A 17,202-nucleotide genomic window follows, 5' to 3' on the forward strand; every position below is an offset into this window, starting at 1 on the left:
CGGGCACCGGGGCGGGCGCCGCGAACGGGGGCGCCCCGGCCCGGGCACGAGGCGGTCAGCTCCTCCGGGGAGCCCGCGTCAGCACCACGCCCGACAGCACCGCGAGCAGTCCGAGCACCGGACCCATGCCGAGCCCCAGACCGGACACCGTCAGCAGCAGCATCCCGCCGCCGACCAGCGCCGCGGCGGCCAGGACGCGGACCATGCCCGGGGAGCCGCTCAGCGCCTTCGGCGGGTTCTCGAACCGCACCGCCCAGTGCGCCAGCGGCACGATCAGGGGCACCAGGACCACCAGCCCCAGCACGCCCCACAGCACCCACAGGCCCGTCAGCGGCTCGGGGGTGTCGATCCCCAGCCCGAACACCAGCACGCCCGCCACCACGCTGAGCGGCAGCATGTGCCACAGGTAGACCGTCATCAGCTGCGGGCAGATCCGGTCCAGCAGACGCGCCGGGCCCGGGCGCTCCGACCAGGCGCTGATCCGCTCGCGCAGCAGCACCGCGACGCCGATCTGCAGCGCGCCCATGGCGGCGAGCACCAGGGTGGGCGGGGACACGTTGGAGGACTCCGTGGCGAACACGCCCGTCATGTTGAGCGAGTAGGGGCCGAACGTCGTCAGGGCCAGCGCGGCGGCCGCGCCGCCCGCCACCATCCCCGCGGCGTAGCGCAGGCGGATCGCCCCCGTCGCGTAGCGGAACCCCAGCTGGTGCACGCCCAGCCACACGAAGGCCACGTTGAGGTAGCCGACCCAGTCCGCGCCGGTGGAGAAGCGGGTCAGGTCCACGGCCGCGGCGGCGGCCAGCAGGGCGATCGGGACCCACCAGCCGAAGAGCTCCTGGGCCCGGAACAGCAGCGGGGTGGACACGACCACCAGCACGTACACGGCGAGGAACCACAGCACCATGCCCGCGGCCTCGGCGCCCACGAGGACCGCCTGGGCCGGTGCGCCGCCCAGGACCAGCAGGTGGGAGGCGACGATCCACAGGGCCGCCAGCGGCACCACCGGCCAGGCGAGTCTGCGCAGTCTGCGCGCGAACCAGTCCGAGGCGGACATGCCCCGGCCCGAGGCCGAGCGCCAGCTGATCAGGTTGGCCGCGCCCCCGACGAAGAAGATCAGCGGCATGACCTGGACGACCCACGTGAGCACGAAGCCGCCCTCGGTGGACAGGACGCTGCCCGCCTCGAGGGACCCGGGCTCGTGGACGAGGACCGGCAGCCACCAGTGCTGCATGACCACCAGGGCCATCACGAACAGCCGGATGACGTCCAGGAACCTGTCCCGGCCCGCCCCGGGCCGCGGTGTCCGCGGAGAGGGCAGGAGGACGGTACTGGAGGCGTACGCCGACGACGTGCCTCCGCCTTCGTTCTCGACGGTCACGGTCATCGGTCGCTCCTTGGTCTACCCCGTACGCGTGTGCGTCCCCGGACGCGGTGGTGCGCGGGGGGCCGTGTGGCCGGGATCAGGGGGTGGCGACGCGTTCTCGAACGCGCCCGGTGGCGTGGCCGCGTCAGCTCAACTGTCGGCGACGCGTGGTAAACGAGAGTAGGTCCGGCCGGGTGGTGGCCGCGATGGATCTGGCGCCCCTCTCCGAGGGGCGGTTGGCCCGACCATGGAAGGTGGTGCCTGCACCACCGCGCGTCAGCGCACGGCGGATCGGGGACCGTTCTCCCCCGGCGGAGGGCGCGGACGCGCCGAACGTGCTCCGGGAAGTCCGAGAGAGTTCCCGCACACGGTACCCCGCGAGACGGCGTGCACGAAACCCTTGGGGAAGGTCCGTGTGCGGAGACGGAACAGCTGTCCGGAGCGGTCGGGCCGTGCGGCACCGGCGTGGAGGCCCCGGGCAGGAGCGGAAACGGCGGCTGGGGCGTCAGCGGAGCCGACACCCTGAGCGGAGGCGGGACCGGCGCCCCGGGCGGGCCCGCTCCGGCGCTGTGACCGAGCGGTCCGCCCGCCCGGCCGCGTACGCCGTGGTCCTGTACCCGCAGCGGGTCCGGAGCGTCGAACCCCGCTGCGGGTACAGGACCACCGCGGGTCAGAGCCCCTCGCGTCACACGGGCGGCATCTCCGGTCGCGGTGTCAGGGAGCGGTGGGCAGCGCGCGCTTGTGGGCGGTGACGCGGTACCGGTCGACCAGCGCGGTCTCCACGTGCCCGGGCACCGGCAGGCCCTCCAGAAAGTCGTCGATCTGGTCGTAGGTCAGGCCCAGCGCCTCCTCGTCCGGCTTCTGCGGGGAGAGCGTCTCCAGGTCGGCGGTGGGCACCTTGCGCACCAGGTCCTCCGGAGCGCCCAGCTCGGCGGCGACCGCGCGCACCCGGCGCTTGGTCAGCCCGGTCAGCGGCACGAGGTCCGCGCCGCCGTCGCCGTACTTGGTGAAGAAGCCGGTGACCGCCTCGGCCGCGTGGTCGGTGCCGACCACCAGTCCGCGCAGGCCGCCCGCGACCGCGTACTGGGCGATCATCCGCTGCCGCGCCTTGACGTTGCCGAGGACGAAGTCCGCCGAGGACTCGCTGGCGTAGGTCATCCCGGCGGCGGCCAGGGAGTCGGCCATGGCGTCGCTGGCGGGCCCGACGTCCACGGTGAGGCAGCGCTCGGGGGCCGTGAACCCGACGGAGCGGGCCGCGTCCTCCTCGTCCTTCTGCTCGCCGTAGGGCAGGCGCATGGCGACGTACTCGCACTCGTGGCCGTTCTCGCGGGCCCGGTCCACCGCCAGGCGGCACAGGCGTCCGGCGGTGAGCGAGTCCACGCCGCCGCTGATGCCCAGGACCAGCGCGGTGGAGCCGGTGCTGATCAGCCGCTCGGCGAGGAAGGCCACACGGCGTTCGATCTCGACGCGCGCGTCGAAGTGCTCGGGCACTGCGAGGTCGCGGATGATCTCGCGACGGGCCTGGCTCAGCTCGGTGTCGGTCACTGCGGTCCCCCGTGGGTGTGGTGCGTGTGCCCGCCGATTATCGCCTGTCCCGCGTCCGGGGACGAGCCCGGGGAGCGTCCGGGACCGGAGGCGGCGGTGGAGGGGCGCGGCCCCGGGGCCGGGGGGAGGGAGCGCGGGGCGGGCGGAGGAGGGGTGCGCGGGGGCGGGGCTCGGGGCGGTCTCAGGCGTCCGTGCGCAGGCGGCGGGCGAAGCGCTCGTAGTCGACGACCACGCCGTCGCCGTCCACCGACAGCCGGTACTCGCCGTGCAGGGGGTCGCGGTAGGTGTAGCGCTCCAGGCCGTCCTCGGCGGGGTGGCGGGTGTAGCGCTGCCTGACCCGGCGCACCCGCAGGGAGGGGATGTCGATCCAGACCACCGCGATGTCGCGGTACTCGCCCGGGCGCAGGCCGAGGCGGCGGATGGGCAGGGTGTTGGTGAGCGGGGTGGCGGCGACGTCCACGTCCAGGCAGCCCACCAGTCCGGGCAGGGGGGCGCCGTCGGGCCCGGTCCAGTGGCCTCCCTGGGCGTCGAGCGTGACCGACTCCAGGCCCTGGGAGGAGAGGACCTCGGCGTACACCCGCCGGGTCGTCCACGCCAGGTCGGCGCGGACGCTGAAGCGGGTGAGGAACCGCTCCTCGCCCACGACGACGGTCTCCCCGGCCTCCAGGCGGTAGCCGTCGGGCTCGGGGAGGAGCGCGCCCAGCCCGAGCCCCTCGGGGACGTCGGTCCGGGCCCACACGGCCGGGTGTTCCGTCAGTGACGACATGTCACCGTTCTACCGTTCCGGGGTCGGGCGCGCCAGGGCGGCCCCGGGGCCCGCACCGCGGACGCGGCGGGGGCGGGGAGGCCGGGGCGGTCACCGCCCCGGCCGTCGCCGGTACGGCCGCCGGTCAGACCCGTGCGGCCTCTCCCGGGGCGGAGCCGGTCCCGCGGATCTCCGCCTCGACCCGGTCGAAGTCGCTCTCCATCTGCGGGGTGACCCTGGCCAGGCCGTTGAAGACGAGGATGGCGGCGACGCTGAGGACCACGGCCGGGACCATGGCGTACAGGCCGGTGCCGAAGAAGTTGGCGTCGAGGATGTCCCACACGATCGCGGTGGTGCCGCCCGCGATCATGCCCGCGAGCGCGCCGGACCAGCTCATGCGCTTCCAGAACACGGAGAGCACCAGGATCGGGCCGAAGCCCGCGCCGAACCCGGCCCAGGCGTAGCCGACCAGGTCCATCACCGACTGGTCGCCCCACAGGGCGATGGCCGCGGCGCCCAGTGCGACGGCGACCACGGTGACGCGGCTGATCCACAGCAGCCTCCCGGGGGCGGCGTCGCGGTCCACGAAGGCCCGGTAGCCGTCCTCGGTGAGGGCGGACGCGGCGACCAGCAGCTGGGAGTCGGCGGTGCTCATGACGGCGGCGAGGATGGCGGCGAGCAGCAGTCCGGCGACCAGCGGGTGGGTCAGGGCCTCGATCAGGAGCGGGAAGACCTGCTCGGAGTTCTCCAGCGGGGTGTCGAAGTAGGCGATGCCGATGAAGCCGACCAGCACGGCCAGGGCCATGGCGGTGACCGCCCAGGCGACGCTGATGGTGGCGGCCTTGGGAATGTCGCGGACCGAGCGGATGCCCATGTAGCGGGACAGGATGTGCGGCTGGCCGAAGTAGCCGAAGCCCCAGGCCAGGCCGGAGACGATGACCACCCAGCCGAGGGTGTCGGTGCTCACCCACTGGCCGAGCTCGGCGTCCAGGGCGGTGCCGCCGACGGCCGACAGCAGCCCGTCGCTCTTGTCGGACACGCCCTCGGCCAGCCCGGCGAAGCCGCCGAGCGCGGTGACCGCCATGGCGGGGACGACCAGCAGGGCGATCCACATCATCGCGGCCTGGACCACGTCGGTCAGTGATACGGCGAGGAAGCCGCCGAGCACGGTGTAGAGCACCACGATGCCCACCCCGATGGCGACGGCAGGACCCGGGCTCAGGCCGAAGACCTGGTCGAACAGGGCGGCCATGGCGACGAGCCCGGAGGCGACGTAGAAGAAGTAGAAGACGATGATGAGCACCGCCGAGACCCCGCGCAGCAGCCGGGTGGGGTCGTTGAAGCGGTTCTCCAGGAAGGAGGAGAGGGTGAGGGAGTCGGAGTCGCCCCCCGAGCGGGCGTCGGTCACGCGCTCGGTGTACACGCGCAGGCGGGGCGCGAGGAGGATCCAGCTCCCGGCGAAGCCGCAGGCCAGGCCGACCGCGATCCAGGCCTCGCCCAGACCGGAGACGTAGATGGCGCCGGGCAGGCCGAGCAGCAGCCACCCGCTGAAGTCGCTGGCGTTGGCGCTCAAGCCCGCCACCCAGCTGTTGAGCTGTCTGCCGCCGAGCACGAAGTCCGACTGCGAGACGGTGCGCTTGTAGGCCCACAGGCCGATGGCCACCATGGCGGCGAGGTACACGCCGAAGGTCGCGACGGACCAGAGCATGGACTCGTCCAAGACCCTGCCCTCCCTTCTCCTGAGCGCGCGGGCACGAGCCTTACGCGCTGTTCATGGATATTGCGGGGGATCATTGCCCCGTGTCCGGCAAGTCACAACACCCGTGCGTGGAACAACACCGCTTTGAGACCTCGGCGAGTCCTCCGCCGAGAGCCGCCGCCCGCAGGACCGCGCCCGGGTGCTGGTGTTCGTCGGATCGCGCAGAGGCGGACGGCCCTCCCGCTCCGGACCCTTGGTGACGCGCGTCACGAACGCCTCGGGTGCCGGAGCCCGTGCGCCCCGGTCCCCACGCGGAGGTCCACGATTCCCTTCCGTCACACGGAACACTCGCGGAACTCTGTTCCCGGCACTCCGGCGCCTTCTGGTTCACCGCTGCCCGAGGGGGAACTGTTCCGGGCAAAGTGGATGTCAGAGAGGTCCCCGAACGTGGCCACCCCCCATACCCCGCGCGGCCTACAGCCCAACGAGCCGTCATGGCAGATGCGGGTGCTCGACCAGTACGGCACCGTGGGCGGCGCCGTGCTCCTGTCCCCCGGCCTCCTGGTCACGTGCGCGCACGTCGTCAACGCCGCGCTCGGCCTCCACGGGGAGAAGGAGGAGCACCCGGGCCCGCTCGCCACCGTGCGCCTGCGGTCCTTCGACGACCGGGTGTGGGAGGCCTCCGTCGACACCCGGCTGTGGTCGGCGGGCCCCGACAGCCGCGACCTGGCCGTGCTGCGGCTGCGGGACGCGGGCCCCGACACCTCCTTCCCCGTGCTGCGGGAGTGCGCGAGCCTGGAGCCGCAGCAGCCCCTGTACACGGCGGGCTATCCCGAGGGGATGCGTTCCCTCCAGGCCCCGCTCGTCTGCCAGGGGCCCGGCGGGCCCACCGGGGTCACCCACCAGGTCGAGACCCCCACCTCGCAGCCGGTGCGGATCACCGGCGGGTTCAGCGGCTGCGCCGTGCGCACCGGGACGGGTGAGCTGGTGGGGATCATGCAGAAGACCCACCACTACGTCTGGAACGACCCCGACCGGCCCTCCGGTATCGCGTTTATCCTCCCGGTGGAGGAGCTCGTCGGCGAGCGCGACGACGGCGAGGTCGTCTCCGCGCAGCGCCTGGCCGACGAGTCCCTGTGCGGCAGGGAGGCCTACGACAGGCTGCACGACCTGCTGGACTCGGTCCCCCTGGACGCGGTCCCGCCGGAGGACCTGCTGAGCCCCGCCGAGGCGCGCAAGGCCAGGCGGCACGGCGCGGGCACGACCGCCTGGCGGGTCCTCACCGCGCTGTGGGACCTGGTCCCGCCCGTCGGCGAGCCGCCTCCCCGGGTCGCCTGGGTGCACCACGTCTACCAGGAGATCCGGCACCAGCGGCCGCTCCCGCCCGCGGTGTGGTCCTGGATCCGGCAGGAGGCCGGGCCGATGGGGCGCGACTGGGAGGAGGCCCTGACCCGTGACCGGGACCGGCGGCTGCTCCGGCGCAGGGAGCCGGACGCGCCCGCGGCGCCCTCCGGCCACCACGACGAGCGTCCGCCCGACACGGTGGTGCTCTTCGAGCTGGAGCCGGTGACCGGCGGCTACCGGCTCTCGCACCGGATCGCCCACCGGGGCGAGAGGGAGGATCCGCTGCCCCAGGGCACGAGGCTGGTCGGCGAACCGCAGATCTGCGACGAGATCGCCGACCTCATGGGAGAGGCCACCATGCAGAGGCTGGTCACGCCCAACGAGGAGTCGCTGCGGCTGCGCGTCCTGCTGCCCAGGGACCTGCTGCACCTGAACCCGGGCCGGGCCAGCCCCCACCGCGACCTGCTGGAGTACGCGCCGCCGCTGTGCACCATGTACGAGATCGTCTACCACGTCCGCGAGCGGGTGCGGTTACCGCACTACCTGGGGGTTCCCCCCGACCGGTGGCGCCTGCGCTGCGAACGGCAGACGGCCAGCCCCCTGGTGGAGGACCGCAACGTGCTCGCCTCCTGGAAACAGGAGGTGAGCGAGGTGGCGATCGCCCTCTCCGACCAGAACGTGACCGTGTGCGTCACCGACTCCGACAACAGCGACGTGGAGCACGTCTACGACTCCGCCCTCTACTGGGGAATTCCCACCATCATCAGGGGGCCCAGAAAGGCGGTGACCGCCTTCCTTGAGGAACTCCTGGACCGGGAACCCGATTCGCGCGTGCGCATCTCCGGACTCGCCCGCCACCTGCGTGACAGCGCGAGAAGGAGTTCGCAGGCCAGGGAGATCGCGATCATTCATGACATCTTCGGCGACGCCCTCCTCCAGGAGGCGCCCAGGGAGCCCGCGGGCCCTGAGAGACCGGGCGTCTGAGGGATCATGGAAGGGGTTCCCGACCGGACGGCCCGCTGCGCGCCGAACGTCCGCCCACCCGGGACGCCACGATTTCCGGCGTTCCCCAGGAGAGAAAATTCCGGGAGGAGAAAACCGCTGGCAGCGGACCTATCGGCACCGAGGCGGCGCCTTTCTTGGCTAGGATCGTTCTGGTCGGGCGGCTACGCCGGGGAAAAACTTACCGGTGCCCCCGGGGGGACGCGGTTCACCGAACCGGATTCAAAGTCCACTATGAGGACGAAAACGACATGGATGAACTGTCGCACAGGTATCGCAACGTACTCGACAACCTGACAGGCGGGCCGTCCCGCCTGGCCGTCCTCGTCGACTCCTCCCCCCTGATGGGCCTGCACACGGCCGACGTCGCGGCGCTGACCGGGGAGGCCGGGCGGGCGGGGGCCACGGTCGTCCGCTTCCACCCCGGCCACGCCGTGCACGCGCCGCAGCTCGGCGGCGCCGAGGCGGTCGTCCTCGTCACCGACACCCTGGACCGGGGCTGGCGCCAGCCGAGGCTGCGCGCCTGGATCGCCGAACTCGCCGCCCGGCTCCCCACCGCCGTCCTGCACCTCCTGGACCGCTCCGTGTGGCCGGAGGGCCCGCTCACGCCGCGGCCGATGCGCATGACGGCCCCGGCCCCCGCCTCCCCCGCCTCGTGGGCCTTCGCGCGCGCCCCGGACGAGGCCACCGCCCCCGGCCTCCCCGCGGACGCGGCGGTGCTGCCGGTTCTGGAGTGCGGGCCGGAGGCCCTCGCGGAGTGGGCCTCGGTGGCGGACGGCCGGCCGGGCGTGTGGGAGGCCGACGTGTGCGTCCTCCCGCCCGGCGGCGCGCGCCCGCCCAGCGCCGTCCCCTGGGAACCCGACCCGGTGTCGCGCTTCCTGTCCCACGCCTCGCGCGGGGCCCGCGAGCTCGCGGTGCGCCTCACCCAGGCGCCCGTCAACCTCCCCGTCGCGGAGCTGATCCAGCGCAACATCCCCCACGCGCCCCGCGACGGGCGCCTCGCCGTCACCGAGATCGCCGAGGTCTTCGGCGGCGAGCTGATGGACCCGACGCTGCCGCCCGGCGACCTGCACGACCCGGCCGCCACCGCCCTGGAGTTCCTGCCCGGGGTCCGCAGGGACCTGCTCGGCAGGTTCGGCGACCTCAGCGTCATGCGGTCGGTGTACTACTCGCTGGGCATCGAGTTCAAGGACTCCGCACGGATCTACCAGTGGCTGGCCCGGATCGAGACCGGAGCCCCCCTCGTGCCCTCGCTCGACGGGGAGGAGGGCCTGGCCGTGGCCGTGCTCCCCGCGCTGTCCGAGATGCCCGGCGAGTACCGCCGCTTCGCCGAGCACCTGCGCGCCGCGCTGGAGGGGGGCTCCGCCCCCGCGGTCCCGGGCGGCGCCGCCGACCTCTCCGCCACCGACCGCAGCACGCCCGCCGCCCCCCGAGAGGAACCGAGTCCGACCGTGACCGACACCCACGCCTCCGAGACCGAATCCGTCCCCTCGGAGCCCACCGCCCCGCGCTCCCGGATGCGCCAGTCCCGGACCCGGCCCCTGGCCAAGCTCCGCGGCGTGCCTCCGCACAACCTCAACTTCACGGGGCGCGAGAAGATCCTCGAACGCGTCCACGGTCTGCTGGAGGAGTCCTCGGGCGGGATCTACCTGCTGTCGGGCGGGGGCGGCATCGGCAAGACCCAGATCGCCACCGAGTACGCGCACCGGTACCGGGACAGCTACGACCTGATCTGGTGGGTCCCCGCCAACAGCCCCGCCGACATCCAGCAGTCCTACATGCACCTGGCCCGGCACCTGGGCCTGGCCGAGGACGGCGGCAACCTGGAGAAGACCGCCCAGCGCGTCCGGGACGTGCTGGAGAGCGACCCCGGGGTGGGGCGCTGGCTCCTCATCCTGGACGACGTCTCCAACCTGGACCAGCTGGGCGGGGGCGAGCTTCCGACCGACGGCCCCGGCGACATCATCATCACCTCCCGCGACCAGAGCTGGATCCCCAGCGGGCGCAGCGAGGGCTCGGTCGTGCCGAGCCTGACCCCGCAGGAGAGCGTCGCGCTGCTCCGCAAGGTCTGCCCCCAGGGGCTGGAGGACGACGGGGACGCCCTCCGGATCGCCGAGCGCCTGGAACACCTGCCCCTGGCGCTGGCCCAGGTCGGCGCCTACCTGCGCGACTCCCTGATGAGCGTCGAGGACTTCCTCCAGCTGATCCAGGACAAGTTCGACGACCTGGTCACGCACGTGGAGTCGGAGGACCTGTACCCCCTGCCGCTGGCCGCCGCCTGGAACATGCAGCTCGACGACCTGCGGCGCGGCACCGGGGGCGACCGCGCGCTCAAGCGGATGGTCCGCGAGTTCGTCCAGCTGTGCTCGTTCTTCGGCCCCCGCCCGCTGGCGCGCACCCTCTTCCACCGGGCCCGGGGCCTGAGCGCCAACCCCGAGCTGGCGCAGATCCTGGGCAACGAGATGGCCCTGTCCCGGGTGCTGCGCTACGTGAGCAGGCACAGCCTCGCCGAGTTCGACCGGTCCAAGCACACCTTCCAGATGCACGTCACCTTCCAGACCGTCGTGCAGAGCACGCTCGGCGACGAGGAGCGGGTGCGCTACCGGGACCTGGCCCACCGCCTGCTGGCGCAGAGCGACCCCCTCGGCCCCGAGCTGCCGCAGAACTGGCCCGAGTACCAGCTGCTGCTGACCCACGTGACCGCCTCCGAGGCGTGGCGCAGCCACGACCCGCAGGTCCGCGGCCTCGTCCACAACGTGATCGTGTACCTGGTGGAGACGGGCAACGACGACGCGACGCTGGAGCTGGCGGACCGCGCCATCGAGGCCTGGTACGACGACATCCCGCAGCGGTTCCAGGTCCAGCTGCTGCGCGCCAGGGTCCTGCGCCTGCGGGGCGACAACGAGGTCGCCCTCGCCGAGGCGGAGCGGATGTACGCCGAGCAGTCGGAGCTGGAGGGCCCCGAGAGCGAGGAGGCCCTGGAGGCGCGGCGGGCCCGGGCCATCGCGCTGAGCAACCTCGGCCACTACGACGAGGCCCTGGCCATGTTCGAGGAGATCCACCGGACCAGGACCGCGCTGTTCACCGAGGACGACGAGAACACCCTGGTCATCGCGCACGACATCGGGGACTGCCTGCGCCGTCTGGGCCGCTTCCAGGACGCCCTGGACCTAGACCGCCGCACCCTCGAACAGCGCAAGTACCTGTTCGGGTCGAACGGCATCCCGACCCTGCGCTCCCGGCTGTCGGTCGGGCTCGGCCTCATGGCCCTCGGACACCTGGAGGAGGCCCGGGAGGCCCTGGAGGACTGCCAGCGGCGCTTCGAGGCCACCGAGGCGGACGCCAGCGCGCACACCTCGGAGATCCCGATCTTCCTCTCCGTGGTCAACCGCAGGCTCGGCGCCCACGGGACGGCCCTGGAACTGTCCCAGCGGGCGGTCGACACCAACACCTCGCGCCACCGGCCGCACTCCCGGGTGACGCTGCACGTCAACAGCATCCACATGGTGAACCTGGCCTTCGCCGAGCGGGTGGCCGAGGCCAAGAGCCTGGCCGACGACCTCCTGGAGCACATGGACGCCGTGTACTCCGGCCGCCACCTCTTCCCGTGGGCCTCACGGGCCAACGCGGCGATCGTGCTGCGGCTGGCGGGCGAGTACGAGCGGGCGTACGCGCTCGACGTCGAGGCCCGGCGGGAGATCCTGCGGCTCTTCCCGGACGCGCGGATCACCGTCGCCGCGGTCGAGGTGAACCTGGGCAGCGACCTGTTCGCCCTGGGGCGGCTCAAGGAGGCCCGGGCGCAGGACGCGGCCAGTGCGGAGCTGTGCCGGGAGGTCCTCGGCGAGCACAACCCCTTCCTGACCACCGCCCGGCGCAACCTGCTGATCAGCCGCCGGGCGCTGGGCGAGGACGTCCGGGAGGAGTGGGAGGCCCTGCGCGACCACTACACCGCCCGGTTCGGCCCGGACCACCGGTTCGTGACCACGATGGCGGAGTACGCCCGGCTGGACACCGACATCGTCCCGGTCCGGGCCTGAGGACGGAGGCCGCCGCGCGGCACCCCGGACCGCTCTCCGGGGTGCCGGGACGTGCCCGGGCACGGGACCCGTCAGGACCTCGGAGTGCGCCCCGGGGGGAGGCGGAGAATCCCTTTCCCGTGTCCGGGCCGGGAGGGAAAGGGGAGTCGGGGAACGGCGCCGCCTTCGCGGTCCCGGAAATATCCGCGACCGGTTTCCGGGGTTCTCAGGGCAGGGACGCCAGCAGCGACAGCCACTCGTCGGCGCCGAACCGCAGCGTGTGCCCGTCCGGATGGTGGGAGTCGCGGAACAGGATCCGGCCCGGGTCCCCCAGGGAGGCCTCGCAGCACGCACCCCTGTCCGGGGACATCGACGACTTGCGCCACCCGGTACCGTCGCGTCCGTCGCGCCAGCGGGCACGCGCGTCGTTTCGCCCGGTCATAACTGGTTCGCCCCACCGTTTCCTCCGCACGGACGGCAGCGGAATCTCGTCTTTTGCGGACACTTCCCAGTATTTTACTTTCCGGGCTCTCCCACAGGAATAGCTTTACCCCTCGCCAAGGAACGTATGAGGTCAAAGTGAACAAAGTGATCGACTTCGTCACCGACGACGGCACCGTGGTCAGTATCGAGTCCGTGCCCGCCCGGCGGGAGGGGGCCGCCAACGTCTCCAGGAGGTCCGAGGAGGCCACCGGCGACAGGCGGCTCGACGACGTCCTGCTGCGGATCCGCAAGGTCGCCGAGGCGGTGTCCGGGCAGTTGCGGGAACTGTCCTCCTCCTCGCTCGCCCCCTCCGAGACCGAGGTGGAGTTCGGGGTGAGCGTGACCGCCGAGGCCGGGGCCGTGGTCGTCAAGGGGAGCGCGGAGGCCACCTTCAACGTCAGGATGACCTGGTCGGACAAGGGCTGAGCGCACACGGCGGTGGCCCGGGTCGCGCGCCACGACCCGGGCCACCGCCGGTGGGGAGGAAGCCCTCCCGCTCCTCTGGTCCCGGTCAGGGGACCCGGGATCCCCCTAGTCCCAGTCCAGGCCGCCGCCGGTCTGGTACTCGATGACGCGGGTCTCGAAGAAGTTCTTCTCCTTCTGGAGGTCCATCATCTCGCTCATCCACGGGAACGGGTTCTCCGTCTCACCGAAGATGGGCGCCAGGCCGATCTGCTCGGCGCGGCGGTCGGTGATGAAGTGCATGTACTTCTCGCACAGCTCCGCGTTGAGGCCGAGCACGCCGCGCGGCATGGTCTCGCGGCCGTAGGCCACCTCCAGCTCGCAGGCCTCGGTGAGCATCTGCCGGACCTCGGCCTGGAACTCCTCGCTCCACAGGTGCGGGTTCTCGATCTTGATCTGGTTGATCACGTCGATGCCGAAGTTCAGGTGGATCGACTCGTCGCGCAGGATGTACTGGTACTGCTCGGCGATGCCGACCATCTTGTTGCGGCGGCCCAGCGACAGGATCTGCGCGAAGCCGGTGTAGAACCACATGCCCTCGAAGATCACGTAGAAGGCCACGAGGTCGCGCAGGAAGGCCTGGTCGGCCTCCGGGGTGCCCGTGCGGAACTCGGGGTTCTCCAGGTTCTGCGTGTACTTGAGCGCCCAGGCGTCCTTGGCGGTGATCGAGGGGACCTCGCGGTACATGTTGAAGAGCTCGCCCTCGTCCAGGCCGAGGCTCTCGCAGATGTACTGGAAGGTGTGGGTGTGCACCGCCTCCTCGAAGGCCTGGCGCAGCAGGTACTGGCGGCACTCGGGGTTGGTGAGCTGCCGGTACACGGCCAGCACGATGTTGTTGGCCACCAGCGACTCGGCGGTGGCGAAGAAGCCGAGGTTGCGCTTGAGCATGAGGCGCTCGTCCTCGGTCAGCCCGTCCCTGGACTTCCACAGCGCGATGTCGGCCTGCATGGCGACCTCGGTGGGCATCCAGTGGTTGTTGCAGCCCGCGAGGTACTTCTCCCACGCCCATGTGTACTTGAGGGGGAGCAGCTGGTTGACGTCGGCGCGGGCGTTGATCATCGCCTTGTCGTCGACGTTGACGCGCTCGGCGTCGCGCTCGATCTCACCGAGGCCGCTGGTGGCGCTCGCGCTGTTCTCCGAAACTGCGGTCATGCTGGGGTTTTTTCCGTTCTCCGGACGTGCCGGAAGAGTCGTGGCTGGGTGAAGGGGAAGGACGCCTCCGCGGCCCGTGGCCCGCCGGAGGGCGGGGGCGGCGTGACGCCGCCCCCGCCCTCCGACCGCCGCACGGGGGTGCGCGGCCGCCGGTGCTACTGGCAGGCCTCGCACTCGGGGTCGTCGATCGAGCAGGCCTGGCCGTCGATGATCTCGAACTCGTCCTCGTCGGCCGCGCCGCCGGTGACGGGCTGCGGGTTCGGGGACGGGCTGGGCGCGGGGCTCGGCGCCGGGGCCGGGCTCGGCGCGGGCGAGGCGACCGGCGCGACCGGGGCCGCGGGGGTCGCGGCGACCGCGTTGAGGCGGCCGTCGGTGCCCTTGAGCGTGCTCTTCTCCACGTGGGTGGCGCTCTGCGAACGCAGGTAGTAGGTGGTCTTGAGACCGGAGCGCCACGCGCGGCGGTACAGCGAGTCCAGCTTCCTGCCGCTGGGGGCCGCCATGTACAGGTTCAGCGACTGGGCCTGGTCGATCCACTTCTGGCGGCGCGAACCGGCGTCCACCAGCCACTCGGGGTCGACCTCGAACGCGGTGGCGTAGAGGGCCTTGAGGTCGGCCGGGACGCGGTCGATGGCGCCGAGGCTGCCGTCGTGCATCTTCAGCGCGGAGACCATGTCGTCGTCCCACAGGCCGCGGGCCTTGAGGTCGCGCACCAGGTAGGGGTTGACCACGGTGAAGTCGCCGGACATGTTCGACTTGACGTACAGGTTGCGGTAGACCGGCTCGATCGACTGGCTCACGCCGGTGATGTTGGCGATGGTCGCGGTCGGGGCGATGGCCATGACGTTGGAGTTGCGCATGCCCGTGGTCTTGACGCGCTCGCGCAGCGAGTCCCAGTCCAGGGTCTCGCCCCGGTCCATGTCCAGGTCGCCGTCGCGCGACTCGGCCAGCAGGCGCAGCGAGTCGATCGGCAGCACGCCCCGGCTCCACAGGGAGCCCTCGAAGCTCTCGTAGGAGCCGCGCTCGGCGGCCAGCTCCATGGAGGCCTCGATGGCGTAGTAGCTGATCAGCTCCATGCTCTCGTCGGCGAAGGAGACCGCGCCGTCGGAGGCGAACGGCGTGCGCAGCTTGAACAGCGCGTCCTGGAAGCCCATGAGGCCCAGGCCCACGGGGCGGTGGCGCATGTTCGCGCGGCGCGCCTCGGGGATCGTGTAGAAGTTCACGTCGATGACGTTGTCGAGCATGCGCACGGCGGTGCGGACGGTGCGGCGCAGGCGCTCGGCGTCCAGGCCGTCCGGGCCCGTGTGCTGGGCCAGGTTGACCGAGCCCAGGTTGCAGACCGCGACCTCGTCGGCGCTGGTGTTCAGCGTGATCTCGGTGCACAGGTTGGAGGAGTGCACCACGCCGACGTGCTGCTGCGGCGAGCGCAGGTTGGACGGGTCCTTGAAGGTGATCCACGGGTGCCCGGTCTCGAACAGCATGGTCAGCATGCGCCGCCACAGGTCGACGGCCGGGAGGGTCTTGGAGACCTTGATCCGCCCCGCCGCGGCCTCGGCCTCGTAGTGGGTGTAGGCCTCGGCGAACTCGGCGCCGTACTTGTCGTGCAGGTCGGGGACCTCGTCCGGCGAGAACAGGGTCCAGCTGCCGCCCTGCTCCACGCGCTGCATGAACAGGTCCGGAACCCAGTTCGCGGTGTTCATGTCGTGGGTGCGGCGGCGCTCGTCACCGGTGTTCTTGCGGAGGTCGAGGAACTCCTCGATGTCGATGTGCCAGGTCTCCAGGTAGGCGCACACCGCGCCCTTGCGCTTGCCGCCCTGGTTGACCGCGACGGCGGTGTCGTTGGCGATCTTCAGGAACGGCACGACGCCCTGGCTCTTGCCGTTGGTGCCGCGGATGTGCGAGCCCAGGCCGCGCACCGGGGTCCAGTCGTTGCCGAGGCCGCCGGAGTACTTGGACAGCATCGCGTTGTTGCTGATGCCGTGGAAGATGGCCTGGAGGTCGTCGCCCACGGTGGTGAGGAAGCAGGAGGACAGCTGCGCCCGCACGGTGCCCGAGTTGAACAGGGTGGGCGTGGAGGCCATGAAGTCGAACGAGGACAGCAGCTCGTAGAACTCGATGGCGCGGGCCTCGCGGTCGTCCTCGTTGAGGGCCAGACCCATGGCCACCCGCATGAAGAACGCCTGCGGCAGCTCGTAGCGCACCTCGTCGCTGTGCAGGAAGTAGCGGTCGTAGAGGGTCTGGATGCCCAGGAAGGTGAACTGCTCGTCGCGCTCGGGGCGCAGCGCGGCGCCCAGGCGGGCCAGGTCGAACTTGGCCAGCGCCGGGTCGAGCTGGCCGAGGTCGATGCCGCGGCCGACGTAGGCGGCGAGGTAGGCGGCGTAGCGCTCGCCCATCTCGGACTGGCCGGCGGCGTCGGGGGCGCCGCTGATGAAGGTGAGGGCCTCGCGGCGCAGCTTGTCCAGCAGCAGGCGGGCGGCCACGTAGGAGTAGTCCGGGTCGACCTCCACGAAGCTGCGGGCGGCCATGACCAGGGCGAGTTCCACCTCGGCGTCGGAGATGCCGGGGTAGAAGCCGCGCCGGGCCTCGGTGAGGACCTTCTCCGCCGAAACGCCGGTGAGCCGCGCACAGGCCTCGGCTACGACGTGCTCGATCCGGTCGACGGCGGCGGGGGGGTTGCCGTCCTTGCTGGACCGAACGGATGCGGGCACGGCCTCGACGTCAAGGGTCATACAGCGGCTCCAACCTCGATAGAAGAGTCCCGGCGGGGAGGGGACGAGAAGCGAGGGTCGCGCGGCGCTCCCGGCGGACCGGCGCACTGGGTGCGCGCGGTCGTCCGGCCGGCGGGCCGCGGCGGCTCGTTCTCGAAGCCCCGTCGTCGGCACACACTCAGGTGTGCGTCACCGGTGGCGGGTGGGCGGGGACCACGGCACCGGGGTTCCGCGGGGGTTCCCGGTACCTGTGACGGCCTCTTCTTCCACTCACCGCTGCGGGGACGGCCCGGCTCGTACCGGGTCCCCTCTGCCTCACCCCGAGGGGTGAACCACCAGCGGGAGAGATACTACATCTAGGGGATGGTGCGTTGGAACACCGCAAGATGATGGCGTGTCACCGATTTCTCAGGTTCTTCGACGATTGTCGAACACACCCTGGGGGCGTGGTATGAGGGGCTCCGGGAGGCCCGTCGGCGCGAGGGCTGAGCGCCCCGCCGGGGCGGCCCTGAGGCGGCCCGACACAGCCTAGGTCGTCGCCGGGGCCGCCCGCACCCGACCCTGCCCGCGCCGCCGCCCCAGTCGGCCCGCAACGCCCGCGCACGGGGACCGCACGGCTTCGCGGAACCTGGCGTACCCGGTCCTGCGGCCGCGGCCTCGGGGCGTCGCGGAAAAGCACTCCGGGC

At 72.0% G+C, this 17,202-nt stretch carries 10 protein-coding genes; 3 read left to right on the plus strand and 7 right to left on the minus strand.

Features of this window, described 5'->3' with window-relative positions; genetic code table 11:
• Nucleotides 1-55 precede the first annotated feature (55 nt).
• From EV372_RS09210 to putP, 4 genes are all read right to left on the minus strand, one after another.
• A complete protein-coding gene (locus EV372_RS09210) occupies nt 56-1,384 on the minus strand; it encodes an acyltransferase family protein (RefSeq protein ID WP_130395671.1) in 1,329 nt (442 codons plus the stop codon).
• Nucleotides 1,385-2,077: 693 nt separating this feature from the next.
• Nucleotides 2,078-2,908: an ammonia-dependent NAD(+) synthetase gene (gene nadE / locus EV372_RS09215; protein WP_130395672.1), complete on the minus strand. Its 831-nt coding sequence runs from the start codon at nt 2,906-2,908 to the stop codon at nt 2,078-2,080.
• A 181-nt stretch (nt 2,909-3,089) separates the two neighbouring features.
• Nucleotides 3,090-3,674 (minus strand): putative glycolipid-binding domain-containing protein, encoded by a 585-nt coding sequence (locus EV372_RS09220; RefSeq protein ID WP_130395673.1) that lies wholly within the window; start codon nt 3,672-3,674, stop codon nt 3,090-3,092.
• Between the two features lie 124 nt (nt 3,675-3,798).
• On the minus strand, nt 3,799-5,361 hold the full coding sequence (gene putP, locus EV372_RS09225; RefSeq protein WP_130398835.1) for a sodium/proline symporter PutP: 1,563 nt from the start codon (nt 5,359-5,361) through the stop codon (nt 3,799-3,801).
• A 438-nt stretch (nt 5,362-5,799) separates the two neighbouring features.
• Between putP and EV372_RS09230 the strand changes: the two genes are divergently transcribed.
• The gene (locus tag EV372_RS09230) at nt 5,800-7,680 is read left to right on the plus strand and encodes a S1 family peptidase (protein WP_486484119.1); all 1,881 of its coding nucleotides are present in this window, start codon (nt 5,800-5,802) and stop codon (nt 7,678-7,680) included.
• A gap of 269 nt (nt 7,681-7,949) precedes the next feature.
• A complete protein-coding gene (fxsT, locus tag EV372_RS09235) occupies nt 7,950-11,735 on the plus strand; it encodes an FxSxx-COOH system tetratricopeptide repeat protein (RefSeq protein ID WP_130395674.1) in 3,786 nt (1,261 codons plus the stop codon).
• A 205-nt stretch (nt 11,736-11,940) separates the two neighbouring features.
• On the opposite strand, the gene EV372_RS09240 is transcribed toward fxsT, so the two are convergent.
• Nucleotides 11,941-12,156 (minus strand): DUF397 domain-containing protein, encoded by a 216-nt coding sequence (locus tag EV372_RS09240; protein ID WP_130395675.1) that lies wholly within the window; start codon nt 12,154-12,156, stop codon nt 11,941-11,943.
• A 146-nt stretch (nt 12,157-12,302) separates the two neighbouring features.
• Between EV372_RS09240 and EV372_RS09245 the strand changes: the two genes are divergently transcribed.
• Entirely contained in the window at nt 12,303-12,623 is a 321-nt protein-coding gene (locus EV372_RS09245) for a CU044_2847 family protein (RefSeq protein ID WP_019608803.1), read from the plus strand.
• A gap of 105 nt (nt 12,624-12,728) precedes the next feature.
• Here the strand turns inward: EV372_RS09245 and EV372_RS09250 are convergent, their stop codons facing one another.
• Both EV372_RS09250 and EV372_RS09255 read right to left on the minus strand, forming a co-directional pair.
• Nucleotides 12,729-13,811 (minus strand): ribonucleotide-diphosphate reductase subunit beta, encoded by a 1,083-nt coding sequence (locus EV372_RS09250; protein ID WP_013155602.1) that lies wholly within the window; start codon nt 13,809-13,811, stop codon nt 12,729-12,731.
• Between the two features lie 155 nt (nt 13,812-13,966).
• Nucleotides 13,967-16,537: a ribonucleoside-diphosphate reductase subunit alpha gene (locus tag EV372_RS09255; protein WP_130395676.1), complete on the minus strand. Its 2,571-nt coding sequence runs from the start codon at nt 16,535-16,537 to the stop codon at nt 13,967-13,969.
• Nucleotides 16,538-17,202 lie beyond the last annotated feature (665 nt).

It is taken from the genome of Nocardiopsis sp. CNZ308 (assembly GCF_004217075.1).